The sequence below is a fragment of the Agrobacterium sp. 10MFCol1.1 genome (assembly GCF_000381165.1).
Taxonomy (GTDB): domain Bacteria; phylum Pseudomonadota; class Alphaproteobacteria; order Rhizobiales; family Rhizobiaceae; genus Agrobacterium; species Agrobacterium tumefaciens.
Map to the genome: position 1 here is coordinate 23,590 of NZ_KB906077.1, position 25,379 is coordinate 48,968.

General features: G+C 58.6%; 17 protein-coding genes. 8 read left to right on the plus strand and 9 right to left on the minus strand.

The annotated features are described in order from the left end of the window. Nucleotides 1–92 precede the first annotated feature (92 nt). From ahcY to trxA, 7 genes are all read left to right on the plus strand, one after another. Nucleotides 93–1,493 (plus strand): adenosylhomocysteinase, encoded by a 1,401-nt coding sequence (ahcY, locus tag F617_RS0115460; protein ID WP_003516323.1) that lies wholly within the window; start codon nucleotides 93–95, stop codon nucleotides 1,491–1,493. A 208-nt stretch (nucleotides 1,494–1,701) separates the two neighbouring features. Next, a complete protein-coding gene (locus F617_RS0115470; protein ID WP_019565934.1) occupies nucleotides 1,702–4,284 on the plus strand; it encodes a PAS domain-containing sensor histidine kinase in 2,583 nt (860 codons plus the stop codon). Next, nucleotides 4,281–5,786, plus strand: a complete 1,506-nt coding sequence (locus tag F617_RS0115475; protein ID WP_019565935.1) for a bifunctional tRNA (adenosine(37)-N6)-threonylcarbamoyltransferase complex ATPase subunit type 1 TsaE/phosphotransferase — start codon at nucleotides 4,281–4,283, stop codon at nucleotides 5,784–5,786. The genes F617_RS0115470 and F617_RS0115475 overlap by 4 nt, the downstream gene beginning before the upstream one ends. Nucleotides 5,787–5,809: 23 nt before the next feature. Further along, on the plus strand, nucleotides 5,810–6,547 hold the full coding sequence (locus F617_RS0115480) for a nucleotidyltransferase family protein (RefSeq protein ID WP_013635190.1): 738 nt from the start codon (nucleotides 5,810–5,812) through the stop codon (nucleotides 6,545–6,547). Continuing rightward, entirely contained in the window at nucleotides 6,544–9,729 is a 3,186-nt protein-coding gene (gene addB / locus F617_RS0115485) for a double-strand break repair protein AddB (protein WP_019565936.1), read from the plus strand. The genes F617_RS0115480 and addB overlap by 4 nt, the downstream gene beginning before the upstream one ends. Continuing rightward, nucleotides 9,719–13,276 (plus strand): double-strand break repair helicase AddA, encoded by a 3,558-nt coding sequence (addA, locus tag F617_RS0115490; RefSeq protein ID WP_019565937.1) that lies wholly within the window; start codon nucleotides 9,719–9,721, stop codon nucleotides 13,274–13,276. The genes addB and addA overlap by 11 nt, the downstream gene beginning before the upstream one ends. A gap of 77 nt (nucleotides 13,277–13,353) precedes the next feature. Further along, nucleotides 13,354–13,674: a thioredoxin gene (gene trxA / locus F617_RS0115495; RefSeq protein ID WP_003516334.1), complete on the plus strand. Its 321-nt coding sequence runs from the start codon at nucleotides 13,354–13,356 to the stop codon at nucleotides 13,672–13,674. A 49-nt stretch (nucleotides 13,675–13,723) separates the two neighbouring features. On the opposite strand, the gene F617_RS0115500 is transcribed toward trxA, so the two are convergent. The 8 genes from F617_RS0115500 to F617_RS0115535 all read right to left on the minus strand — a co-directional run bounded on the left by F617_RS0115500 (nucleotide 13,724) and on the right by F617_RS0115535 (nucleotide 21,977). Beyond that, complete coding sequence (locus F617_RS0115500; RefSeq protein ID WP_019565938.1) at nucleotides 13,724–15,103, minus strand: folylpolyglutamate synthase/dihydrofolate synthase family protein; 1,380 nt, start codon at nucleotides 15,101–15,103, stop codon at nucleotides 13,724–13,726. An 85-nt stretch (nucleotides 15,104–15,188) separates the two neighbouring features. Further along, the gene (gene accD / locus F617_RS0115505) at nucleotides 15,189–16,082 is read right to left on the minus strand and encodes an acetyl-CoA carboxylase, carboxyltransferase subunit beta (RefSeq protein ID WP_013635186.1); all 894 of its coding nucleotides are present in this window, start codon (nucleotides 16,080–16,082) and stop codon (nucleotides 15,189–15,191) included. Nucleotides 16,083–16,109: 27 nt separating this feature from the next. Further along, complete coding sequence (gene trpA / locus F617_RS0115510; protein WP_003516338.1) at nucleotides 16,110–16,949, minus strand: tryptophan synthase subunit alpha; 840 nt, start codon at nucleotides 16,947–16,949, stop codon at nucleotides 16,110–16,112. A 4-nt stretch (nucleotides 16,950–16,953) separates the two neighbouring features. Beyond that, complete coding sequence (gene trpB / locus F617_RS0115515) at nucleotides 16,954–18,174, minus strand: tryptophan synthase subunit beta (RefSeq protein WP_019565940.1); 1,221 nt, start codon at nucleotides 18,172–18,174, stop codon at nucleotides 16,954–16,956. Between the two features lies 1 nt (nucleotide 18,175). Continuing rightward, nucleotides 18,176–18,838, minus strand: a complete 663-nt coding sequence (locus tag F617_RS0115520) for a phosphoribosylanthranilate isomerase (protein ID WP_003516340.1) — start codon at nucleotides 18,836–18,838, stop codon at nucleotides 18,176–18,178. Between the two features lie 102 nt (nucleotides 18,839–18,940). Further along, a complete protein-coding gene (locus tag F617_RS0115525; protein WP_019565941.1) occupies nucleotides 18,941–19,708 on the minus strand; it encodes a M48 family metallopeptidase in 768 nt (255 codons plus the stop codon). 68 nt (nucleotides 19,709–19,776) lie between these two features. Continuing rightward, a complete protein-coding gene (locus F617_RS0115530; protein ID WP_019565942.1) occupies nucleotides 19,777–21,009 on the minus strand; it encodes a polyhydroxyalkanoate depolymerase in 1,233 nt (410 codons plus the stop codon). A gap of 125 nt (nucleotides 21,010–21,134) precedes the next feature. Continuing rightward, nucleotides 21,135–21,977 carry a fumarylacetoacetate hydrolase family protein gene (locus F617_RS0115535; RefSeq protein WP_019565943.1) on the minus strand — a complete coding sequence of 281 codons (843 nt, stop codon included), beginning with the start codon at nucleotides 21,975–21,977 and terminating at the stop codon, nucleotides 21,135–21,137. A 127-nt stretch (nucleotides 21,978–22,104) separates the two neighbouring features. On the opposite strand from F617_RS0115535, the gene F617_RS0115540 reads away from it, so the two are divergent. After that, complete coding sequence (locus tag F617_RS0115540) at nucleotides 22,105–22,707, plus strand: nitroreductase family protein (RefSeq protein WP_013635180.1); 603 nt, start codon at nucleotides 22,105–22,107, stop codon at nucleotides 22,705–22,707. 103 nt (nucleotides 22,708–22,810) lie between these two features. On the opposite strand, the gene gyrB is transcribed toward F617_RS0115540, so the two are convergent. Then, complete coding sequence (gyrB, locus tag F617_RS0115545) at nucleotides 22,811–25,246, minus strand: DNA topoisomerase (ATP-hydrolyzing) subunit B (RefSeq protein WP_013635179.1); 2,436 nt, start codon at nucleotides 25,244–25,246, stop codon at nucleotides 22,811–22,813. Nucleotides 25,247–25,379: the final 133 nt, after the last annotated feature.

A 25,379-nucleotide genomic window follows, 5' to 3' on the forward strand; every position in this document is an offset into this window, starting at 1 on the left:
TCGTTATTGCCAGATCGTTTTTGGCCTGCTAAACCCCTGCTACGTTTAAAAGCCGGGCCAATAGGCATGGCATTTCTGATCTGGAGAACTTCATGAGCCTTGAGAAGGACTACATCATCGCCGATATCAACCTTGCCGCATTCGGCCGCAAGGAACTGGACATCGCCGAAACCGAAATGCCTGGCCTTATGTCCTGCCGCAAGGAATTCGGCGAGAGCAAGCCCCTGAAGGGCGCACGTATCACCGGTTCTCTTCACATGACGATCCAGACCGGCGTTCTGATCGAGACGCTGAAGGAACTGGGCGCGGACATCCGCTGGGCGTCCTGCAACATCTTCTCGACGCAGGACCATGCCGCAGCAGCCATTGCAGCGGCAGGCATTCCTGTTTTCGCGGTCAAGGGTGAGAGCCTGACGGAATATTGGGAATATACCGACAAGATCTTCCAGTGGACCGATGGTGGGCTCTCCAACATGATCCTCGATGATGGCGGCGATGCCACAATGTACATTCTGCTCGGCGCGCGCGCCGAAGCCGGTGAGGACGTTCTTTCCAACCCCGGTTCGGAAGAAGAGGAAATTCTTTTCGCGCAGATCAACAAGCGCCTCAAGGCTTCCCCCGGCTGGTTCACCAAGCAGCGTGACGCGCTGAAGGGCGTGACGGAAGAAACGACGACAGGCGTTCATCGTCTCTACGATCTTGCCAAGAAGGGCCTCCTGCCCTTCCCGGCCATCAACGTCAACGACAGCGTCACCAAGTCCAAGTTCGACAACAAATACGGCTGCAAGGAATCGCTGGTAGACGGCATTCGCCGCGCAACAGACGTGATGATGGCTGGCAAAGTTGCCGTGGTCTGCGGTTACGGCGATGTCGGCAAGGGTTCCGCCGCCTCGCTGCAGGGCGCTGGCGCCCGCGTGAAGGTCACGGAAATCGACCCGATCTGCGCGCTTCAGGCCGCCATGGACGGTTTCGAGGTCGTTCGCCTGGAAGACGTTGTGTCTTCCGCTGACATCTTCATCACCACCACCGGCAACAAGGACGTTATCCGCATCGAGCACATGCGCGAGATGAAGGACATGGCCATCGTCGGCAATATCGGCCATTTCGACAATGAAATTCAGGTCGCTTCGCTGCGTAACCTCAAGTGGACAAACATCAAGCCACAGGTCGACATGATCGAGTTCCCGAAGGGCAACCGCATCATTCTGCTGTCCGAAGGCCGCCTGCTGAACCTTGGCAATGCCACAGGTCACCCTTCCTTCGTCATGTCGGCGTCGTTCACCAACCAGGTGCTGGGCCAGATCGAGCTTTTCACCAAGCCGGGTGAATACAAGAACGAAGTCTACGTGCTGCCGAAGCACCTCGACGAAAAGGTTGCACGCCTTCATCTCGAGAAGCTTGGCGTGCGCCTGACCGAACTTTCCGACCTTCAGGCTGATTATATCGGCATCTCGAAGCAGGGTCCGTTCAAGGCAGAACACTACAGATATTAATTTCATAGTTAATATCCACTGAAATTACACAATATGTAGATGCCGTGCGCTTGACAAAGCGCACGGCATCTTTTTTGCGCGCTCCCTTTCCGCAGATTTATGAAGACGGTATTGTCATCGAACTTGATTCGGACACGCCAAAGGGCGGCGGGGACGAAATGGGATGTCTTGTCGAAGATGCGGCACATAGGACGGAGACAGACCGGGGATGACGGTTCACAATTCGGATCTGCGCGAGCAGACAGTTCAACGCGTTGAAAACACGCATGCTGGCGTGGCATTGGGCGCGGCCATGGCGCGTTGCCGGCTGGCGATCAGTGCTGTGCGGACAAGCTTTTCGCGGCTTCCCGTCCTGATGTCCGGCACGGTTCTCGCCGGCTCTGCAAATGTGGCGCTGGCGCAGGACGGTCTTGTCGCAAAGACCGGCGCGCGGCTGTTTTCATCCGGAGAAACCATCACCTATTCGCTTTTTGTCGGCATGCTTTCGGCAACGCTGTTTTCCGTCGTCTGGCTGGTGCGCCAGCGCGGTAATATCGAGGCGGAGAGCGGTGAATACCGCAAGGCGCTGGCAGAATCCCACCACAAGATCGCGAAATACGAGGCGCTTATCTCCGACAAGAGCCGGCGCATCGTCATCTGGGACGGCGTGGACAAGCGCCCCGAATTCCTGGGGCAACTGCCCGTAGAGACGGGCGCACCGCAGGCGGATCACGATTTTCTGGCCTTCGGGCGCTGGCTGAAGCCATCATCCGCGAGCCAGCTTGAAAAATCCCTCGAAAAACTTCGCAGCCACGCACAGAGTTTCGATCTGACCATCGAGACGCAGCGCGGCGAAGTCATTGAAGTTCAAGGCCGGGTTTCCGGCGGCAATGCCTTCGCGCGTTTCGTCGCCCTCAACAACCTGCGCGCCGAACTGGCCGAATTGCAGGTGGAGCGCGAGCGCCTGATCGCCTCGGTCTCCACCTTTCAGGAACTTCTCGATTCGATCGAACAGCCCGTCTGGCGGCGCAATGGCGAAGGCGAACTCATATGGGTGAACCACGCCTATGCGCACGCTGTGGATGCGCGCGATGCCGAACAGACCATTCAGGAGAAACGCGAACTTCTGAACACCGTTACCCGGCAGAAGATACGTGCGGCCGCCACGCCGAGTTCCCCCTACCATGATCGCATTTCGACGGTGGTTTCAGGAAACCGTACCTTCTTCGACGTTGTCGATATCAAGACGGCGGGCGGTTCTGCAGGCATCGCCATCGATGCCACCGAAGCGGAAACCACCCGCGAGGAAATGAAGCGGGTTCTGAAAAGCCACGCCGAAACGCTGGATCATCTCGCAACGCCCGTCGCCATTTTCGACGGCCGGCAGCGGCTGCAATTCTACAATCAGGCCTTTGCCAGCCTGTGGGGATTCGATCTGGTTTTCCTGGAATCCGGCCCCGATAATTCCGAGCTTCTCGACAGGCTGCGCACCGCGGGCAAATTGCCCGAGCAGCTGAACTGGAAAAACTGGAAAGAGACGGCACTCTCCGTTTACCGCTCTCTCGATACCAAGACCGATCTGTGGCACCTGCCCAACGGCCAGACGTTGCGGGTTATCGCGACCGCCCACCCGCAGGGTGGCGCGACATGGGTCTTCGAGAACCTGACCGAACAGGTCGATCTGCAGATGCGTTACAACACCTTGGTGAAGGTGCAGGGCGAAACCATCGACCATCTGGCCGAAGGTGTTGCAGTGTTTGGTGCGGACGGACGTATTCGCCTTTCCAACCCGGCATTCAGGGCCCTCTGGGGCGTTACCGCCGAGCAGGCGGAAACTGGAACCCACATCCGCGCCGTGGAGGCCGCCTGCACGCAATCCTACGACAAGCCGGATGGCTGGCGCTCTTTCAGCCAATTCATCACCAGCTTTGACGATGAACGCCCGTCGAGACAGGGAACGTTGGAGCTACTTTCCGGCCTGGTCCTCGACTACGCCATTATTCCGCTGCCGGATGCGCAGACCATGCTGACATTCGTCAACATGACTGACAGCGTGCGGGCCGAGCGGGCGCTCAAGGAAAAGAACGACGCACTGCTCAAGGCCGACGAGCTGAAGAACGATTTCGTGCAGCACGTCTCTTATGAGTTGCGCTCGCCGCTGACCAATATCATTGGCTTCACCGATCTCCTGAAGACCCCGGGTATTGGAGAATTGACGGACCGGCAGGCGGAATATCTCGACCATATTTCCACCTCTTCCTCGGTTCTTCTGACCATCGTCAACGACATCCTCGATCTCGCGACCGTCGATGCTGGCATCATGCAGCTGAACTATTCGGAAAACGATCTCAACGAATTGCTCGATGACGTTTCGGTGCAGATTGCCGACCGGCTACAGGAAAGCGGTATTTCGCTCGAGATCGTCGCACCCGCGCATCTCGGTAGTCTGGTGGCGGATCACCAGCGCCTGAAGCAGATCCTCATCAAGCTCCTCACCAATGCAATCAATTTTGCGCCGGAAGGGTCTTCCGTTCAGCTTTCATGCCAGCGCAGCGAGGGTGACTTCCTGTTCTCGGTGGCCGACAAGGGACCGGGTATCCCCGAAGACATGCTCAAGGCCGTCTTTGACCGCTTCGAGACGCGCGGCAACGGCGGACGGCGGACCGGCGCTGGCCTTGGCCTTTCTATAGTGGAAAGCTTCGTCAGCCTGCATCACGGCACTGTCAGCATCGACAGCCGGCCCGGCAACGGCACCATCGTCACCTGCCGCATTCCTTCGGGCGTGCACCCGCATTCCATCGCCGCAGAATGAGTGACGATATCCTGCCGATCACCCTTTCCCTCAATGAGGAAAAGGACACCATCCGGTTAGGCGAAGATCTGGCGCTGGCTTTGGGAGCTGGCGATTGCCTCGCGCTGATCGGAGATCTCGGCGCGGGCAAATCCACCCTCGCCCGCGCCTTCATCCGGGCGATGGCGGATGCACCTGATCTTGAAGTTCCAAGCCCCACATTCACGATCATCCAGACCTATCCAACACGTATTCCCGTTGCCCATTTTGATCTGTACCGACTGTCTGACGTCTCGGAACTGGACGAACTCGGCATCGACGAGATGCTGGAAGACGGTATCTGCCTGATCGAGTGGCCTGATATCGCCGCCGAAATCCTCCCGCAAAACCAGACCATCAGCCTGCGGCTGGAGCACTCCGGTGACGGGCGTCTGGCTGTAATCGATGCTCCCGCGAAACAGAAAGCACGGCTTGAGCGCGTTTTTGCCATTCGCGATTTTCTTGCGAAAAATGGCAAGGGCGATGCGACCCGCCATTTCCTAAGCGGCGATGCCTCCACGCGGGCCTATGAGACCATTTCCACCGATGGTCCGGACCTTATCGTGATGGACTGGCGACGCCCTTTGAGAGGTGCGATCGTTGCTGACGGCAAGACCTATGCGGAAATCGCCCATCTTGCCCAGGATGCCCGTTCCTTCGTGGCGATCGGCAATTATCTGCGAAATAGCGGCTTTTGCGCGCCTGAAATACTGGCGGCGGATACCGATCAGGGCATTCTCCTCCTGGAGAATCTCGGGCGGGATGGGGTGCTTGCGCCTGACGGAACGCCGATAGAGGAACGTTATCTGCAAAGCGTCACCTGCCTCGCCGCCCTTCATAAAGCTCCGGAACCGCGCAAGCTGCCAGTTGGTGACGGCAGCACCTACGAAGTGCCTCCTTTCGATCGACCGGCGATGAAGATCGAGGTGTCGCTGCTGGTGGAATGGTATTTGCCCCACAAACGCGGCAAATCACTGTCCGATACCGAGAAGCGTGACTATTATGCTCTTTGGGACGGCCTGATAGACGCGCTCAGTGGCTGCGAAAGCGGGCTACTTCTGCGCGATTTCCATTCGCCGAACATTCTCTGGCAAGAGCATAATGCAGACATCCGGCAAGTCGGACTGATCGATTTTCAAGACGCGATGATCGGCCCGACGGCCTACGATCTCGCCTCCATCGTGCAGGATGCGCGGGTTACCATTTCGCCCGAACTGCAGGAACGCCTGCTTTCGCACTATCTCGACATTAGACGAGACGAGCCATCCTTCGATGAGGCGTCCTTTCTCAAGGCTTTCGCCATCATGTCGGCGCAGCGCAACTGCAAACTGGCCGGTATCTGGGTAAGGCTGTTGGAACGCGATGGCAAACCCGGTTATATGAAACATATGCCAAGGACGTTTCGCTATCTTTCCGCAGCGCTTTCGCATCCCGAACTTGCACCGCTCAAAGACTGGTGCGTCCACATGGGCATGGAATTTTAAAGACTGAAAGACGGTTGACCACAATGACGATCAAGAACGCGATGGTGCTGGCCGCCGGGCTCGGCACCCGGATGCGCCCGATCACGGATACGATCCCGAAACCGCTCGTCAAGATCGCCGGCAAACCGATGATCGACTACGCGCTCGACGCCCTTGTCGAGGCCGGCGCCGAGAAGATCGTCGTCAACGTCCATCACCATGCCGATCAGATGATCGCCCATCTTGAAACCCGTACCGACGCCGAAATCCTGATTTCCGACGAGCGGTCGCAGCTGATGAATTCCGGTGGCGGGCTTGCCAAGGGCCTGAAACTTCTGGAGCCAGGTCCCGTCTTCGTCATGAATGCCGATCTTTTCTGGATTGGCGAACAGCTGAATGCCGTCAGCAACCTGCGCAAGCTTGCGCAATTCTTCGATGCCACGCGCATGGATATGGCGATGCTCTGCGTCGATATGGACCGTACCACCGGTCATAACGGCAAGAGGGATTTCAACCTCTCTTCGGATGGTAGACTGGCGCGGTATCGCGACGGGGACACGAACCCGGTGGTTTATGCCGGGGCCATTGCCATGGATTCGCACCTGCTGGATGATGCGCCGGGGGATGCTTTCAACTTGAATATCTATTTCGACCGCGCCATCGAGAAAGAACGACTTTTCGGACTTTCACTGGATGGCCACTGGATCACCGTCGGCACTCCCGATGCTATAGACGATGCCGAAAGTATCATCCGGCAATTCAGGGAAAAGCGCTCTGCATGACTTTCACCCATCACGCAAAGCGCGTCCTGACGATCGCTGCGGGAACACCGTTCCTCAAAACGCTCGCGGAAACGCTGTGTGACGGGACACTGACAGCCGGCTATAAATACGACCCTGCGGATCCGCTTTCGCTTGCCAAGGTGACGATCTATGTTCCGACCCGGCGCTCCGCCCGCGTGCTGCGCTCAGAGTTTGTCGATCTTCTGGGCGGTCGTTCCGCCATTTTGCCACTGATCCGGCCGCTCGGCGAAACCGATGACGACAGCGGCTTCTTCGAGATCGAAAATCCTGAGATCATGGATCTGGCGCCCCCGATTTCCGGCACCGGCCGGCAAATCGAGCTGGCGCGCCTCATTCTGGCATGGCGCAACAGCCTGCCGGACGCCATCAGGGCCATCCATTCGGACTCACCACTTGTCGCACCAGCCAGCCCTGCCGACGCCATATGGCTGGCGCGCGCGCTTGGCGAAGTGATCGATGCGATGGATACGGAAGAAAAGGAATGGGAGGCGCTCGCGCATCTCGATACCGGCGATCACGCCCAATGGTGGCAGCTGACGGCGGATTTCCTGAAAATCGCCAGCGTCTTCTGGCCTGCCCGTCTTGCCGAACTCAATCGAACTTCCGCAGGCCGACATCGCAACGGCATCCTGAGGGCGGAGGCGAACCGGCTTGCCAACCTGCCGGACACCGGACCGATCGTCGTTGCGGGCTCCACGGGCTCAATTCCGGCAGCAGCAGACCTTATCGCCTCTGTCGCCTCGCTGCCCCAGGGCGTCGTCGTGCTTCCGGGCCTCGATCTTACGATGCCGGAGGAGCAATGGGAGGCTATTGCCGAGGACCCTACTGATCCTTCAAGCCGCACCCATTCGCAATACGGGCTCTACATGCTGTTGCAGAAGCTCGACATCATGCGAGACGATGTCGTTCAGATCGGCGTCATCGATAGCGATCTTGAAAAACGCGCGGCGGTTTTTTCGGCAGCACTTGCTCCTGCCAAATCCACCAGTGACTGGAACCGCTGGCGTGAGGACAAGCAACCCGGATTTTTCGACGATGCTTTTGCGGCAGCGACCCTGATAGAAGCTGCCAACGAGCGCGAAGAGGCAACCGCAATTGCGGTGGCGCTGCGGCTGGCGCTTGAAGCGCCGGGCGCTGGCCGCCCGTCTCAGGCCGCGCTGATCACGCCCGATCGCGGACTGGCCAGGCGCGTGGCGACGGAATTGCAGCGCTTCGGTATCGAAGCCGACGATTCCGCCGGTACGCCGCTTTCCGCCACGCCGCAGGCCGGACTGACGCAACTCGCACTGGAAGCTATCCTCAGGCCCGGAGATCCGGTGCCGGTCATTTCCCTTCTGAAACATCCGCTCAGCCGTTTCGGGCTTTCGCTGGAGGCTTTTACAAAAGCATCAAAGGCGCTGGAATTGATCGCACTTAGAGGCGGCCGCGTCGAAACCGAAATCGGCAATCTGGAGGCGGTTCTCGATGCGCAACTGGCGGCACAGCGCGATGACCGGCATCCGCCTGCCTGGAGGCTGGCACTGCCCGAGGGAAGCGTAGACGCCGCGCGCGATCTGGCACGCCGGATCGCCGTTTCGACAGAGCCGCTTGGCAGCGCATTCGTTCGTCGCGACCGCTCAGGCCGGTCTTTCACGGACAAATTGCCGCTTTCCGATTGGGCCGAGCGGACGGGCCGGGTGATCGAAGCCATCTGCGCGGATGACAACAACGATCTTGCCACTCTCTGGTCCGGCGAGGCAGGCGACAAGCTTTCCGGCCTGTTTGGCGAATTGATGGAAAGCGGCGAAATCCTTGATGCGGATGGTCCGCAATGGGCTGATATCTTCGCGGCACTGGTGGCTGGCGAATCGATCAAGCCGCGATCCATGCGCCATCCGCGCATTTTCATTTTCGGTGCCCTTGAGGCACGACTGCAAAGCGTCGACACTGTCGTGATCGGCGGTCTCAATGAAGGGCTTTGGCCGGGCCAGACGGCAAACAACCCGTTTCTGTCCCGCAACATGAAGACAGCCATCGGCCTGGAACCGCCGGAACGGCGCATCGGCCAGTTGGCGCACGATTTCGAGATGGCGAACGGGACACGGCAGATTTTCTACAGCCGCGCGCTCAGACAGGGCTCGACACCCGCAGTCGCATCGCGCTGGCTGCAACGGTTGCTGGCACTCGGCGGCGAGGATTTTGCCGACCAGCTGAAGAAGCGCGGCGAGACCTATCGCCACTGGGCGGCCCTGATGGATGCGAGCATCGACCAGGAAGCAGCAAAGCGCCCTGCCCCCAAACCGCCGGCCGACTTGCAGCCGAAGAGCTATTCCTTCAGCGAAGTGGGCAGGCTGCGCCGCGACCCCTATTCGATCTACGCGCGGCGTATCCTGAAGCTCAACCCGCTTGATGGCTTCAACCGCGATCCCAATGCCGCCGACCGTGGCACGCTCTATCATGCAATCATCGAGCGCTATTCCCGCGAGGGGCATATTCCCGGCACGCCGGCATCGCTCGAGGCCATGCAGCGTATTCTGGATGAAAGTTTCGACGCGGAAGATCTTCCTGCACATGTCGATGTCATCTGGCGCCCGCGATTCGAGGCGGTGGCACGCGCCTTCATCGACTGGGAGAAAGAACGACATCCATCCATCCGCCGCAGCTTTTTCGAGGCGCGTGCCGGACAGGAAATTCCCGAGGCAGGCATAAGGCTGACCGGCATCGCCGACCGCATAGATATCAAGACCGGCGGTCAGGCGGATATTATCGACTACAAAACGGGGCTTGCGCCTTCAGTCAATCAGGCGCGCGCGCTGCTCGACCCGCAGCTCGCGCTGGAAGCGGCAGCACTGATGCGGGGCGCCTTCCGCGAGGCGGGTGCGCAGACACCTGAAAACCTTATCTATGTGCGCCTGCGGCCGGGTACCCGTTTTTTTGCCGACCAGGTGAACAACGAACACTCCAACCGGGGTGGCAAAAAAGCACCGAAATCGGCAATTGAGCTGGCAACCGAATCAATCGATCAGCTGGCCAAGTTCGTGCGTTCGCTGCGTGATGGTGAGAACGGTTTTGCCTCGCGGCTGGTGCCGGAGGAGCAACAATCCTACGGTGGGGAATATGACCACCTCGCCCGCGTTTCGGAATGGTCGACGGCAGAACCGGGAGACGGCGATGATGATTGACCCTATTGATCACGGGCCTGCCACGGACACCCCGCAAAGCTGGATAGACTGGACGAGCGACCGGCAGCGGCTCGCCTCCGATCCGGCAAGTTCCGCCTGGGTTTCGGCCAATGCCGGCTCCGGCAAGACCCATGTGCTGACCCAGCGCGTCATCCGCCTGCTTCTGGCCGGGTGCCGACCCTCCGCAATTCTGTGCCTCACCTATACCAAGGCAGCGGCGTCCGAAATGTCGAGCCGCGTTTTCGACCGTCTGGCGGAATGGGCTACGTTGCCGGATAACGATCTTGGGGATCGCGTCGCTGCCATCGAAGGAAAGATGCCGGATCGCATCAAGCTGGCCGAAGCGCGGCGGCTGTTCGCCAAGGCGCTGGAAACGCCCGGTGGGCTGAAGATCCAGACGATCCACGCCTTCTGCGAAGCCTTGTTGCATCAGTTCCCGCTGGAGGCCAATGTCGCCGGCCACTTCTCCGTCCTTGATGACCGCGCCGCAACAACCCTGCTGGCCGAGGCACGTCGGTCGCTTTTAACGGCGGTTTCGACGGAAGGAGACACCGATCTCGCGCAGTCTCTCGCCTATGTGCTTGATTTGGCGGACGAAAGCGGGCTCGAATCGCTACTCACCGCCATCATCGCCAATCGCAGCGCCCTTCGTGCCTTTTTGATCGATGCAAAACAGGCTGATGGCATCGATGCCCAATTGCGGCAGGCAATGCAGATAGACGCGGGTGAAACCGAAGAAACGGCAGCGGCGGCATTCTGGCCCTTGCCCGGTCTCTCGGGGCTTTCCCTCGATACCTATCTGACGCTTGCCGATGAAGTGGGCGGATCGCGCGTCATAGATGTCGCTTATGCCCTGCGGGAAGCGAAACGGCAGACGGATTCCGTGCGGCGCATGGAATTCATCGAAGCTGCGCTGTTGACAGCCAAGGGCGAGAAAAAATCCGATGCCTATGTCATCAACAAGGGCATGCAGAAATCCTCACCCGATCTCGTCGACGCGCTGACGCTTGCGCGGGACCATGTCGTGGCCTGTCGCAACCGCTATCGTCTGGTGCGAATGCTGGAGGCGACGAAATGCGCGCTTGTTCTGGCTGAGAGACTGATCGGCGATTTCGAGGATCTGAAAAAGCAGCGAAGCCAGCTCGATTTTGAGGATCTGATCGAGCGTGCCGCCAATCTCCTCAACCGCGATACGGCGGGCGCCTGGGTGCATTACAAGCTAGATCAGGGTATCGACCATATTCTCGTCGATGAGGCGCAGGATACCAGCCCTGTGCAATGGTCGATCATCCAGTCGCTGGCGGCGGACTTCTTCAGCGGCGAGAGCGCCCGCATGGGGCGGCGCACGCTTTTTGCCGTCGGTGATGAAAAGCAATCGATCTATTCGTTCCAGGGCGCACGACCGGAGCGGTTTTCGCAGGAGCGCGACGAGACCAAAAGGCGTGTCGATTCGGTGGAGCAGGCATTTCACCGCATCCGCCTGCCGCTGTCCTTCCGTTCCACGGAAGATGTGCTGGCCGCCGTCGATCAGGTCTTTTCGGACCCTAAAAATGCCAGCGGCCTCAGCGCCGATAACGAGCCAGTCGAACACCGCTCCAACCGCGCCGGCCACCCCGGCACCGTGGAAGTCTGGGATATGGTGGCGCCGGAAACCGCAGAGGACGAAGAAGACTGGACGGCGCCTTTCGATGCACTTCGGGAAAGCGCGCCGGCCACCATCGTTGCCCGCCGGATCGCCGCGCGCATTGCCGGCATGATCGGCAACCAGACAATCATCGAAAAGGGCGTGGAACGCGCTATTGAGCCCGGCGATATTCTTGTGTTGGTCAGAAAACGCCATGCTTTCGTCAATGCGCTGACCCGTGAGCTGAAACGGCGCAAGAACATTCCCGTCGCCGGTGCCGACCGTCTTCGCCTGACCGATCACATCGCCGTGCAGGACCTTCTGGCGCTTGGCCGTTTTGTCGTGCTGCCTGAGGATGACCTTTCTCTGGCCGCGCTGTTGAAAAGCCCGCTTTTCAATCTCTCCGAAGACGATGTTTTTGATGTCGCTGCCACGCGATCCGATACGGAGAGCGTGTGGCAAAGATTGCAGACGCTTTCGCAAGACGAGAACGGCCGCTTCTTCGCAGTCGCCAACAAGCTCAAGAACTTCATCGCGCTTTCGAAAACGGCAACGGTGCATGATTTCTTCGCTGCGGTTCTGACCCTGCATGACGGGCGCAAAAAGTTCCTGGGTCGTCTCGGCAACGAGGCGAGCGATGTTCTGGACGAGTTCCTGTCCTTTGCGCTTGACCATGAAAGGACCGGCTTGCCCGGCCTGCAAGCCTTCCTATCCGTCCTGGAAACGGATTCGCCGGAGGTGAAACGTGAACAGGACAAGGATCGCGGTGAAGTGCGGATCATGACCGTGCACGCCTCCAAGGGTCTAGAAGCGCCGGTTGTTTTTGTGGTCGATGGCGGTTCGAAAGCCTTCAACCACAGTCATGTCCCGAAACTGCGCTTCGTTGAAGCAGACGGGGATGCCTTCCCCGTCTGGCTGCCTGGCAGCGGTTTTTCCAATCATCTCATTCGCGCCGATGAGGAACGCCTGAAGACGGCCGCGGAAGACGAATATCGCCGGCTGCTTTATGTCGCGATGACACGCGCTGCCGATCATCTGGTCGTTTGCGGTTATCGCGGCCAGAAGGAAAATCCCGAATGCTGGCACGCTATCGTCAAGGCAGCACTCGCCGACAATGAAAAGCACTGCCAGCCGCAACAGTTTATGGCCGATGGTGAAGAGTGGCAGGGGCTTGTCTGGCGCAAGTCCGATGCTCGTTCGACCCCCGCTCCGAAAAGGCTGCCTGAACCACAGACGCAAGAAGAATATGCTCTCCCGGCGGGGCTTCTTACCCCCTTGCCCGCCCTGCCATCATTGCCGAGGCCACTCAGCCCTTCCGGTGCGGGCACCATCATTGATGACGGTGCGGACGATCTTGCCGTGCGTTCGCCGCTTTTCGGCGAAAAAGCCGATGTCTCCTCGCTGGCATTGCAACGCGGTCGGTTAGTGCATCGCATGCTGCAGGCCCTGCCGGATTTTGCCGAGAGTGAGCGGGAAGAGGCAGCCCGCCGTTATGCCGAACGTGCCGCACGGTTCTGGCCGTCTGCCGAGCGCGAACATCTGATACGGGCGGTTTTGCGGGTCATGTCAGAACCAGCGGTGCAGCCGGCATTTTCGCCCAATAGCCGCGCAGAAATTTCCATTATGGGGACCATGACGATCGGCAGGCAGCATTATGCGGTTTCCGGCCGTATCGACCGGCTGGCAGTGGATGGCGACCGCGTCATTCTGGTCGATTACAAGACGAACCGCGTACCGCCGCGCGACGCGCACGAGATACCCTTCTCCCACACGGCACAGCTTGCCATCTATCGCGAAATTCTGTCACCGCTTTATCCCGGCAAGAAATTTGTCTGCGCGCTGATTTATACGGAAAATGCCGCTTTTATGACGGTTGGTGACGATGCCATGATGCAAGCACTTGCCGCAATAAAGACAAAGTGAGATACCGGGGCATTGAAATTTCGACGCGCCCGCATCACATCGATAGTGGAAAAGATTCACTGAAAGGAGAGCCAGATATGGCTACCGTAAAAGTCGACGCCGCCAACTTCCAGTCCGAAGTCCTCGAATCCTCCGAACCAGTCGTGGTGGATTTCTGGGCCGAATGGTGCGGCCCGTGCAAAATGATCGCGCCGAGCCTTGAAGAAATTTCGTCCGAGCTTGCCGGCAAGGTCAAGGTCGCGAAGCTCAACATCGACGAAAACCCGGAACTGGCTGCCCAGTTCGGCGTTCGCTCCATCCCGACTCTTGCCATCTTCAAGAGCGGCGAAGTGGCTGATATCAAGGTCGGCGCTGCGCCCAAGACAGCGCTTTCGGCCTGGATTTCCGGCGCCGCGTAAGCGACTTTCCATGGAATAAAGAAAAGCCCGGCAGCGATGCCGGGTTTTTTTATTCGGGAACCGTACCGTTCAATGCAAGCGCGTTTCCGGCAAGATAAAGCGAGCCGCCGATCAGGATGCGCGGCGGCGGCCCTTCGGGATCGAAGCGACGCGATAGCTCGTCCAGCGCCTCGGTCAGCGAAGATGTAGGCGCCGCAACCAGACCGGCATCAAAGGCCGCATGGGCAAGCACGACGGGATCGATTGCGGCATCAGTGCCGCCGATTGGAACCGTGAAGACATACTCCGCGATATCGGCGAAAGCCTTGAAATAGCCCACCGGATCCTTGGTGTTGATCATGCCGGCAATGATGAAGAGCGGGCGCGGTGTCTTTTCTTCAAACCCCGCCATTGCCTCAGCAATGACTTCGCCCGCGCCCGGGTTGTGACCACCATCGATCCAGATTTCCGCATCCTTCGGAGCGATTTCAGCAATTTTTCCGGTTAGGACACGCTGAAGACGGCCGGGCCATTCCACTGTTGTCACGGCCTTTTCGATCATCCGCTCCGTCACCTCAAAACCAGCAGCCTTGACGGCCCGGATCGCGGCAGCGGCATTGGCAAGTTGGTGGCGACCGGGAAGACGTGGCAGCGGGGCATCGGTCAGGCCGAATTCATCCTGGTAGACCATACGGCCGAATTCTTCATGGGCGGAAAAATCCTGCCCATAGACTGATGCCGGGCAACCAAGACGCTCAGCCGTGGAAACGAGGGTATCCAGCGCCGCATCATACTGCTGATGACCAATGACGACAGGGGAACCCGACTTCATGATGCCGGCCTTTTCAGCGGCAATCAGTTCCACCCGGTCGCCGAGATAGGCCTGATGATCGAGCGATATCGGCATGATAACGGAAACGGCCGGGTTGTTGATCACATTGGTCGCATCGAAGCGCCCACCGAGCCCAACCTCGACCACGGCAGCATCTGCCGGATGCTCCGCGAAGAGCAGAAACATCGCGGCGGTCAGAATTTCGAAAACCGTTATCATCTGGCCGCCGTTGGCAGCTTCGATGCGGCGCAGCGCATCCGCAAATACGGCATCATCGACATAACGGCCTTTTTCGCCGGAAACGCCGATGCGATAACGTTCATGCCAGTTCACGAGATGCGGAGAGGTGTGAACGTGCACGGAAAGTCCTGCCGCCTCCAGTAATGCGCGGCAAAAGGCCGTAACCGAACCCTTGCCGTTGGTGCCTGCGACATGAATAACCGGCGGCAACCTTTTCTGAGGGTTGCCTAGTTTTTCCAGAAGACGGGAAATTCTGTCCAGTGAAAGATCAAAACCCTTGGGGTGAAGCTGCATCAGCTTTTCGATGATCTGTTCGGCCTCGCCGATTGCGGGCTTCGTCATATCTTCTGTTCGCCTTTCAGGCGTTGTCTTGGCCATTTGTCCGCCGCACCCGAGATGAAATCATGCAACGTATAACGTCATCCCGAAGGCGCTTCCCGCCTCCGGGCGACATATTTTTCCGTCAGGCCGAAGCCGCAAGCGGAATGACCGCGTTTGCTTCTGCCGGAGCCTTCGTCATGATCTTGAGAAGGCTTGCCAGCGTATCGGGAATTTCGCGGCGATCGATCACCATATCCACCATGCCGTGCTCCAGCAGGTATTCCGATGTCTGGAAGCCCTCAGGCAGCTTTTCGCGAATGGTCTGTTCGATCACGCGCTTGCCCGCAAAGCAGATTTCGGCGCCCGGCTCGGCGATATGCACGTCGCCCAGCATGGCGTAGGAAGCAGTGACACCACCCGTCGTCGGGTTCGTCAGAACCACGATGTAGGGCATGCCTGCTTCTTTCAGCATGTTGACAGCAACCGTGGTGCGCGGCAGCTGCATCAGTGACAGAATGCCTTCCTGCATACGGGCGCCACCGGAGGCCGGGAACATGACCAGCGGGCAACGCTCGGAAATGGCGCGCTCGAACGCCTTGACGATGGCTTCGCCGGCCGCGATGCCGAGGGAACCGCCCATGAACTGGAATTCATGCACAACGGCAACGATCTTCAGGCCTTTCAGGAGACCAACGCCGGCAAGGATAGTATCTTCCTGCTCGGTCTTCGTGCGGCTGTCGCGCAGACGGTCGGTGTATTTCTTGGAATCGCGGAACTTCAGCGGATCCTGCGCTACCTTCGGCTGCGGCAAGGCCTCATAGACGCCACCATCGAAAAGATCGACGAGACGCGCCTTTGCCGGCATCTTCATGTGGTAACCGGAAGCGGGAATGACCCACTTGTTATCTTCCAGATCCTTGTGGAAGACCATCTCGCCCGTTTCCGGGCACTTGATCCACAGGTTCTCAGGAACCTCCGGGCGGCGGCCAAGCATGGAATTGATCCGGGGCCGTACGTAATTGGTGATCCAGTTCAACTGACTACTCCTGACTGGGCCGCGCGCTTATTCCGCAGCGGCAAGGCGCGACGCACGCACGCCCGTTGAAAGTCCTTTTACCAGCGTCGTGACGGATGGCACGGTATCGGCGGTTGCCTGCCCGTCCTTCGTCAGACTGCCGGCAATCTGGTTGACGATGGCCGAACCGACGACCACGCCATCCGCCACGGCACCGATCGCTTTGGCATGATCGGCCGTCTTGACACCAAAACCGACGCAAACCGGCAGTTCCGTATGCGCCTTGATACGACCGACCGCGCCAGAGATCAACGAGGGATCGGGCAGCGCGGAACCGGTAATGCCGTTCATCGATACGTAATAAACGAAACCTGAGGTATTTTTAAGAACGGTCGGCAAGCGCTTGCCATCCGTCGTCGGCGTGGCGAGACGGATGAAATTCACGCCGCGCGCCAAGGCGGGCACGCAGAGCTCATCATCCATTTCAGGCGGCAGATCGACCACGATCAGACCATCGACGCCAGCCGCCAACGCATCGTCAAGAAATTTGTCGACGCCGTAGATGTAGATCGGATTGTAATATCCCATCATCACGATCGGGGTCGCGTCGTCTTCCTTGCGGAACTCGCGGGCGAGATCGAGCGTGGTTTTCAGCGTCTGGCCGCCTTTCAGCGCGCGCTGTCCTGCCAGCTGGATCGCCGGGCCATCCGCCATCGGGTCGGAAAACGGCATGCCGAGCTCGATAACGTCGGCGCCTGCTTCCGGCAGTGCCTTCATAATGCCGAGCGAGGTTTCGAAATCCGGGTCGCCGCCCATGAAATAGGTAATCAGAGCCGGGCGGTTTTCAGCGCGCAGATCGGCAAAGCGCTTGTCCATACGTGCAGTCATGGTCTTACATTTCCATTCCGAGGAACTTGCTGACGGTGTGGACATCCTTGTCCCCACGACCCGAGAGATTCATCAGGATGATCTCATCCTTGCCCATCTTCGGTGCGCGCTTGATGACTTCCGCCAGCGCGTGACTTGGCTCCAGAGCGGGAATGATGCCTTCGAGGCGCGTCAGCATCTGGAAGGCGTCCAGCGCCTCGTGGTCCATGATCGGTACATATTCCACGCGGCCGATATCGTTCAGCCAGGAATGCTCGGGGCCGATGCCGGGATAATCGAGACCTGCGGAGATGGAATGGCCTTCCTTGATCTGGCCATCCGCATCCTGAAGAAGGTAGGTGCGGTTTCCGTGCAGAACCCCCGGCGAACCGGCCGTGATCGAAGCGCAATGCTCCTCGCCCGAAAGACCCCTGCCGCCAGCCTCGACGCCGACGATACGGACACTCTTGTCATCAAGGAAAGGATGGAAGATGCCGATGGCATTCGAGCCACCGCCAACAGCCGCAATGACCATATCCGGAAGACGGCCCTCCGCCTCCAGCATCTGTGCCTTTGCTTCCTCACCGATGACGGCCTGGAAATCGCGAACCATTTCCGGATAGGGATGCGGGCCGGCAGCCGTGCCGATCAGGTAATAGGTGTCATCGACATTGGTGACCCAGTCGCGCAGCGCCTCGTTCATGGCATCTTTCAGAGTGCCGTGGCCGGCCGTTACCGGCTTTACCTCAGCGCCCAGAAGCTTCATGCGGAAAACATTCGGCGCCTGACGGGCAACATCCGTCGCGCCCATATAAACGACGCAGGGCAGGCCGAAGCGTGCGGCGACGGTCGCCGAGGCAACACCGTGCTGGCCGGCACCGGTTTCGGCAATGATACGGGTCTTGCCCATACGCTTGGCAAGCAGGATCTGGCCAAGGCAATTGTTGATCTTGTGCGAGCCGGTGTGATTCAGCTCTTCGCGCTTGAAATAGATCTTGGCGCCGCCCAGTTCGGCCGTCAGGCGTTCCGCGAAATAAAGCGGGCTCGGGCGGCCAGTGTAATGAGCGCCGAGATATTTGAGTTCTGCCTGAAATTCGGGATCGGTCTTTGCCTTCTCCCACTCCGCCTGCAAATCCAGAATAAGCGGCATCAGCGTTTCGGCAACGAAGCGGCCTCCGTAAATGCCAAAACGGCCGTCCTCATCGGGACCGGCGCGGAAAGAATTGGGTGTTGGCGCGTCGTTCACTTCAAGCTCCCTTTGGGCCTTTCGACCAATCATTCACCACATCGAAGAATGCATCAATCATCGCAAGATCCTTGACGCCCGGCGCGCTCTCCACACCGGACGACAAATCCAGTCCGCCAGCTCCGGTTTCGGCCAGAGCCTCCGCGACATTGTCCTTGTTCAATCCCCCGGAAAGCATGTAATCGATACTTCCGTCAAGAGAGCGCAGGATGGTCCAGTCGAAGGTTACTCCGTTGCCGCCCGGCAAATCGGAACCCGCAGGCGCCTTGGCATCCAGCAGGAAACGGTCGGCTATACCTATATAGGGATCAATCTTGGCAAGATCAGCGGCGTCGCGAACGGAAAGCGCCTTCATTACCGGAAGTCCGTAGAGTGCTTTGATGTTCAGCACCCTCTCCGGGCTTTCACTGCCGTGCAATTGCAGAATATCCGGTCTCAGCAGATCGACGATCTCGTCCAGATCATCATTGTCGGCATTGACGGTAACGGCGACAACCTTTGCGGCGCCACGGGCGGCTTCCGCCAGCCTGCCGGCGATATCGGGCTCGATGTTGCGGGGGCTCTTTTCAAAGAAAATAAAGCCGACATGGGAGGCGCCGCGCCTGACGGCACGCTCCAGCGCTTCCGGTGTCTTCAATCCGCAAATCTTGATATCCGGTTTCATACCCGCGACCTGACACGAAATGCGACAAGAGTCGAGCCAAATCGCACCCGTTTTCCATGGAATGTTTCACGTGAATCCAGATGGCGATGCACGCCTCCACTTTCAATCAAAATCGATGGCGTGGAGTTTAGAGCCGTGACGTTTCAGCCATTCCTTGGCTTCCTGCGTATGCGGGCAGAGTTTTTCGCACAGAGCCCAGAATTTCGGGCCGTGGTTCATTTCCCGCAGATGCGCGACCTCGTGGGCTGCGAGATAATCGATGACCTTTTCCGGAGCCATGACGATACGCCACGAGAAACTCAGATTTCCATCATGGGAACACGAACCCCAGCGGCTGCGGGTGTCCTTCATGCTGATGGATCGCACGGGCTTTCCGGCCGCGCTCGCGTGAACCGCAACAAGCCTCTCCAGATCAGCCTTCGCTTCCTTTTTCAAAAAAATGGCCACCCGTCTGCGCAGGTGTTCGGGCGCTCCGCTGACTTTCAATACCGTCGTGCCGTCCTCGTCTTTGGAGATATGAGTCAGGCCACGCAGGCTGCCAGTGTGATGGATGCGATGGGATACGCCGCGAATATCAACCGACGCACCATGACGCAAACCGTCATCTGGGCTGATTTTCGAAAGCTTGCCTTCAATCCAGCCCTGATGCCTTTCGAGAAAATCATCCACCTGGCCATGGTGAAGCCCCATCGGGATCGTCAGCTTCAGAGCCCGGCCGCCGGGTTCGATGCGCAAGGTGATGCGCGTGGCGCGCGGGTTTTCCTTCACCGTAATGGGCACATGACGGCCAGCCACCTCGACGGTGCGCTGGCTGGGCGCTACCTTTTTCGGCGCCGGCGACTTCACGGATTTTCTGAGGAACGAAAACATGGACTGTTCATAGCCGATTCGACACCGGCTTGGCCACGCAAATGCGCGGCATCGCCTGGCTTCCAGCGCTAGACAGTCTGGTTCTTGCGGATGAATTCCACCATGCGCGGCACAATCTCCTTGCGGAAACGCGACCCGTTGAAAACGCCGTAGTGACCGACGTCGGGCTGCATGTAGTGCGCACGCTTTTCATCGGGGATGTTCCGGCAAAGATCGTGTGCGGCTTTAGTCTGGCCCACACCGGAAATATCGTCGTTTTCGCCTTCCACGGTGAACAGCGCGACGTTACGAATGGCAGCGGGATCGACCGCCCTGCCCCTATGCTGCATGTTTCCCTTGGGAAGCGCGTGTTCGATGAAGACGGTTTCCACCGTCTGTAGGTAGAACTCCGCCGTCAAATCCATCACGGCCAGATATTCATCGTAAAAATCGCGATGCTTCTCAGCGGAATCGCCGTCGTTCTTGACGAGGTTCAGGTAGAAATCCTTGTGTGCCGTCATGTGCTTGTCGAGGTTCATGGACATGAAGCCGGATAATTGCAGGAAGCCGGGATAGACATTCCGGCCAAAAGCCGGCTGCGGCCACGGTACCTGCATGACGACATTGTCGCGGAACCATTCGATTGGCTTGGCCGTGGCCAGACCGTTGACAGCTGTGGGATTGATGCGCGTATCGATCGGACCGCCCATCAGCGTCATGGATGCAGGCGCGAAACCGTCACCATCGGCTTCCATCAGGGACACTGCGGCCAGAACCGGAACCGAAGGCTGACAAACGGCGACCACATGGGCGCCGGGCCCGATCTCGCGCAGCATATCGATGACGTAGCTGATGTAATCGTCGAGATCGAATGTCCCTTCGGTGACTGGCACCATGCGGGCATCGATCCAATCGGTGATATAGATATCCGCCGATGGCAGTAGCGCCTCGACCGTTCCCCGCAGCAATGTGGCGTAGTGGCCTGACATGGGCGCCACCAGCAGCACCTTCGGATCTGGTTTGCGGGCCGCATCGAGTTCTTTTTTGAAATGAACGAGATTGCAGAAGGGACGCGACCAGATGATCTCTTCAGTGACGGCAACGGTCCGGTCATCGACGGTGGTAGTCGCCAAACCGAACTCCGGCTTGATGTAACGGCGCGTCAGCCGCTCGAATACCTCAAAGCCTGCATCGAGGCTTCGCCCGAAGGCGGTGCTGGAAAGCGGGTTCAAAGGATTGCTGCATGCCTGGCGCATCATATCGGCACCGGCGCGCAGTGGCGCCATCGCCGCATGGTTCATTTCATAGAGGTGGTAGAACACTGATTACGCCTCCTCGCGGATCAAGCTCTTTTTTTGACCATAGCAGCTTTTCGCAACTGCACAAAATCGAAGGCGCCGGTGGTTTCCCTCCGGCGCCTCAATTTCAGTTGAACGTTTGTCGATAATCAGATGTCGGCAACGAAGGTCTGTTTCTGGGAACCGAGGCCTTCAATGCCGAGTTCAACGACATCGCCGGTCTTGAGGTAACGCGGGGGCTTCTGGCCCATGCCGACGCCCGGAGGCGTGCCGGTGGAAATGACGTCGCCGGGATGCAGAGACATGAACTGGCTGAGATAGGAAACGACATGCGCGACGCCGTAAACCATGGTCTTGCTGGAGCCGTCCTGCATTGTCTGGCCGTTGACCTTCAGCCACATTCCGAGGTTCTGCGGATCGGTGATTTCGTCCTTTGTGACCAGCCAAGGGCCGATCGGACCGAAGGTGTCGCAGGATTTACCCTTGGTCCACTGTCCGGCACGCTCAGTCTGGAACGCGCGCTCAGAAACATCGTGCGAAACGCAATAACCGGCTACGTAGTCGAGAGCATCGGCCTCAGATACATATTTCGCGGTCTTGCCGATGACGACGCCGAGTTCGACTTCCCAGTCGGTCTTCTCAGAACCGCGCGGAATGACAACGTTATCGTTCGGACCGACGATTGCCGAGGTCGCCTTCATGAAAATGACCGGTTCCGGCGGTACGGTCGCACCGGTTTCAGCGGCGTGGTCAGAGAAATTGAGGCCGATGCAGATGAATTTTCCGGTTCCGGCAACGCAAGCGCCAATGCGCTCTTCGGAGATCACGGGAAGAGTGCCGAGGTCGATGGCGGCAATCTTCTTCAGGCCTTCCGGAGAAATGGCTTCACCGCCGATGTCTTTGACATGAGCAGACAGATCGCGGACTTTTCCTTCCGCGTCGAGGATCGCAGGTTTTTCCTGGCCAGGCTGGCCAACGCGCATCAATTTCATGGAACTCTCTCCCGGTTGTCAGACAAGGTGATGCATATATGAACGATACATTCATACTTGTCACCCCTTGACTGCTTCGACTTTCGAAAAATACCTTTTCCCTCCCGACAATCAAAAGGACACGCCCGTGACAAACAGCAATTCCCGGCAATCCGAATATCCCGTCGATCCACTCTTCCTCGATCGCTGGTCTCCTCGCGCATTCGATGGAGATGCGATGCCAAACGAGCATCTGCTGACCATTCTCGATGCCGCGCATTGGGCGCCATCGGCATCCAACCAGCAGCCGTGGCGGTTTGTCTACGCGCACAAGGATAGCGAGGATTGGCCGCTCTTCGTGGAACTGCTGATGGAAGGAAACCAGCGCTGGGCAAAAAATGCCTCAGTGCTACTCTTCGTCCTTTCCCGCGACCACAATATTTCACGAGAGGGTGAGAAAAAGCCTTCAGCGACCCATTCCTTCGATGCCGGTGCGGCATGGTTTTCACTTGCCATGCAGGCGCATCTACTCGGTTACCACGCCCATGGCATGGCAGGCATATTTAAAGACCAGATCGTGGAAAAGCTTGATGTTCCGGATGGATATAAGGTGGAGGCCGCAGTTGCCATCGGCACATTGACCGACAAGGCTGTTCTTCCTGACGATCTGGCAGAACGGGAAGTGCCCAGCAAGCGCCTCCCCCTTTCGGACGTAGCTTTCAAGGGGCGGTTCACCGGCAAGGCCGATTGATATCCGACAACACAGATGACAAAAGGCCCGGCGGAAATTGACCGCCGGGCCTTTCGTTAAAGTTTCGTTTCACGTGAATCGTCACGCGAGACGTCCCACAGGATTAAATGTCGAGATTGGCAACGCTGAGCGCATTTTCCTGAATGAAGTCGCGGCGCGGTTCCACCTCATCGCCCATCAGGCGCGAAAACAGACCATCGGCATCCGTCGCATCGTTGACCTTGACCTGCAGCAGCGAACGTACATTGGCGTCGAGTGTGGTTTCCCACAGCTGCTCGGCGTTCATTTCACCGAGACCCTTGTAACGCTGCATGGAAAGACCCTTGCGGCCGGCGGCGAAAATAGCATCCAGAAGCGCACGCGGTCCGGCCAGTTCCATAGTGCCGTCCTTGCGTTGCAGAACCGGCGGAGTGACGTAAATATCGCGCGTGCGGGCCGCCAGCTGATCGATATGACGGGCATCGACCGAACCGATCAGGCCCATATCGAGCGTCGAGATTTCCTTGACACCGCGTACCATGCGCTCGAAGCGCAAGCCGCCATCTTCCAGCACCAGGCCGGACCAGCCGCGTTCGGTTTCTTCCGCGATCATGTCCAGACGCCGGGCCACTTCGGCAACGGTTTCCTGGGCACGGGCAGCATCGGCCGAAAGCTCGGGGTTCAGGGCACCCGCAATGGCGGCCTGTTCCACGATGGAGCGGCTGTAGCGGGAATGCAGACCGTCGATCAGCGTGCGCATGCGCACCGCATCGAGAATGACCTCACGAAGGTCAGCGCCTATGCGTACTTCGCCAGAGCCGAGCGTCAGCGACGTATCCTCGATGCCCATCGAGATCAGATATTCTTCCAGCGCCTTCTCATCCTTGAGGTACTGCACGGATTTGCCGCGCGTCACCTTATAAAGCGGCGGCTGGGCGATATAGAGATGGCCACGCTCGATCAGTTCCGGCATCTGGCGGAAGAAGAAGGTCAACAGCAGGGTACGAATGTGGGCGCCGTCGACGTCAGCATCCGTCATGATGATGATCTTGTGGTAGCGCAGCTTGTCTGCGTTGAATTCGTCCTTGCCGATCGACGTGCCGAGCGCGGTGATCAGCGTGCCGATTTCCTGGCTGGACAGCATCTTGTCGAAACGGGCGCGCTCAACGTTCAGGATCTTACCGCGTAGCGGCAGGATGGCCTGCGTTTCGCGCGAGCGGCCCTGCTTGGCCGAACCGCCTGCGGAGTCACCCTCGACGAGGAAGAGTTCGGATTTCGCCGGATCGCGTTCGGAACAATCGGCGAGCTTGCCGGGCAGAGAGGCGATATCGAGCGCACCCTTGCGGCGCGTCAGTTCGCGCGCCTTGCGGGCGGCTTCACGGGCAATGGCCGCTTCCACCACCTTGCCGACAAGGATCTTGGCGTCGGACGGATGTTCCTCGAGCCAAGTAGACAGGGCCTCATTGACGAGACTTTCCACGACAGGGCGCACTTCAGACGAAACGAGCTTGTCCTTCGTCTGCGAAGAAAACTTGGGGTCAGGAACCTTGACGGAAAGAATTGCCGTCAGTCCTTCGCGGCAGTCCTCACCCTGCAAGCTGACCTTTTCCCTTTTCATGATGCCGGAAGTCTCGGCATAGGATGTCATCTGACGCGTGAGCGCCGCGCGGAAGCCGGCCATATGGGTGCCGCCGTCGCGCTGCGGAATGTTGTTGGTGAAGCAGAGCACATTTTCATGGTAGCTGTCGTTCCACCAGAGCGCGACCTCAACCGTGATGCCGTCCTTTTCGCCATGAATGGCCACCGGCTTGTCCACCAGCGGTTTCTTGGCCCGGTCGAGATAACGCACGAAGGCTTCAAGACCGCCATCGTAGAGCAACTCTTCCTGCTTGATATCAGAATGACGCTTGTCGGTGAGCACGATACGAACACCGGAATTCAAAAACGCCAGTTCGCGCAGGCGATGCTCCAGCGTACCAAAATCATAATCCGTCATGGTGAAGGTGTCGGGGCTCGCCAGGAAGGTCACTTCCGTGCCGGAGCGGCCCTCATATTCGCCAATGACCGAGAGCGGAGCATCGGCAACCCCATGGGTGAAGCCGATTTCGTGCAGCTTGCCATTGCGGCGGATTCTGAGCTTCAGCCAAACCGAAAGCGCATTTACGACCGAAACGCCCACGCCATGCAGACCGCCGGAAACCTTGTAGGAGTTCTGGTCGAATTTTCCGCCCGCATGAAGCTGGGTCATGATGACTTCCGCGGCGGAAACGCCTTCGGAAGAATGGATATCAGTCGGAATGCCGCGTCCGTTGTCCGTTACCGTCACCGAACCATCGGCGTTCAGCGTCACCGTCACCAGATCGGCATGACCCGCAAGCGCCTCGTCGATGGCGTTGTCAACCACCTCGTAGACCATGTGATGCAGACCGGAGCCGTCATCGGTATCGCCGATATACATGCCGGGCCGTTTGCGCACAGCATCAAGACCCTTGAGGACCTTGATCGAATCGGCTCCGTATTCAGTGTTGGCGCCGACTTCGCTTGACGATGTTTCGGTCATAAGTACTCTTTCCAAAATTTCCTGGCCAAGTTTTCAGTGAGAAGGCCTGAAGCCCGCGAATCACTCAAATCCGACATACGACTATAGAAATTCTACACTCAATCCCAAAGGCCACATGCCTCAGAACGCTGCA

Excerpts from the sequence above, each read along its gene's own strand:
- ahcY (WP_003516323.1), top strand. The coding sequence starts at position 93 with ATGAGCCTTGAGAAGGACTACATCATCGCCGATATCAACCTTGCCGCA.
- F617_RS0115470 (WP_019565934.1), top strand. The coding sequence starts at position 1,702 with ATGACGGTTCACAATTCGGATCTGCGCGAGCAGACAGTTCAACGCGTT.
- F617_RS0115475 (WP_019565935.1), top strand. The coding sequence starts at position 4,281 with ATGAGTGACGATATCCTGCCGATCACCCTTTCCCTCAATGAGGAAAAG.
- F617_RS0115480 (WP_013635190.1), top strand. The coding sequence starts at position 5,810 with ATGACGATCAAGAACGCGATGGTGCTGGCCGCCGGGCTCGGCACCCGG.
- addB (WP_019565936.1), top strand. The coding sequence starts at position 6,544 with ATGACTTTCACCCATCACGCAAAGCGCGTCCTGACGATCGCTGCGGGA.
- addA (WP_019565937.1), top strand. The coding sequence starts at position 9,719 with ATGATGATTGACCCTATTGATCACGGGCCTGCCACGGACACCCCGCAA.
- trxA (WP_003516334.1), top strand. The coding sequence starts at position 13,354 with ATGGCTACCGTAAAAGTCGACGCCGCCAACTTCCAGTCCGAAGTCCTC.
- F617_RS0115500 (WP_019565938.1), bottom strand. The coding sequence starts at position 15,103 with ATGGCCAAGACAACGCCTGAAAGGCGAACAGAAGATATGACGAAGCCC.
- trpA (WP_003516338.1), bottom strand. The coding sequence starts at position 16,949 with ATGACTGCACGTATGGACAAGCGCTTTGCCGATCTGCGCGCTGAAAAC.
- F617_RS0115520 (WP_003516340.1), bottom strand. The coding sequence starts at position 18,838 with ATGAAACCGGATATCAAGATTTGCGGATTGAAGACACCGGAAGCGCTG.
- F617_RS0115525 (WP_019565941.1), bottom strand. The coding sequence starts at position 19,708 with ATGTTTTCGTTCCTCAGAAAATCCGTGAAGTCGCCGGCGCCGAAAAAG.
- F617_RS0115535 (WP_019565943.1), bottom strand. The coding sequence starts at position 21,977 with ATGAAATTGATGCGCGTTGGCCAGCCTGGCCAGGAAAAACCTGCGATC.
- gyrB (WP_013635179.1), bottom strand. The coding sequence starts at position 25,246 with ATGACCGAAACATCGTCAAGCGAAGTCGGCGCCAACACTGAATACGGA.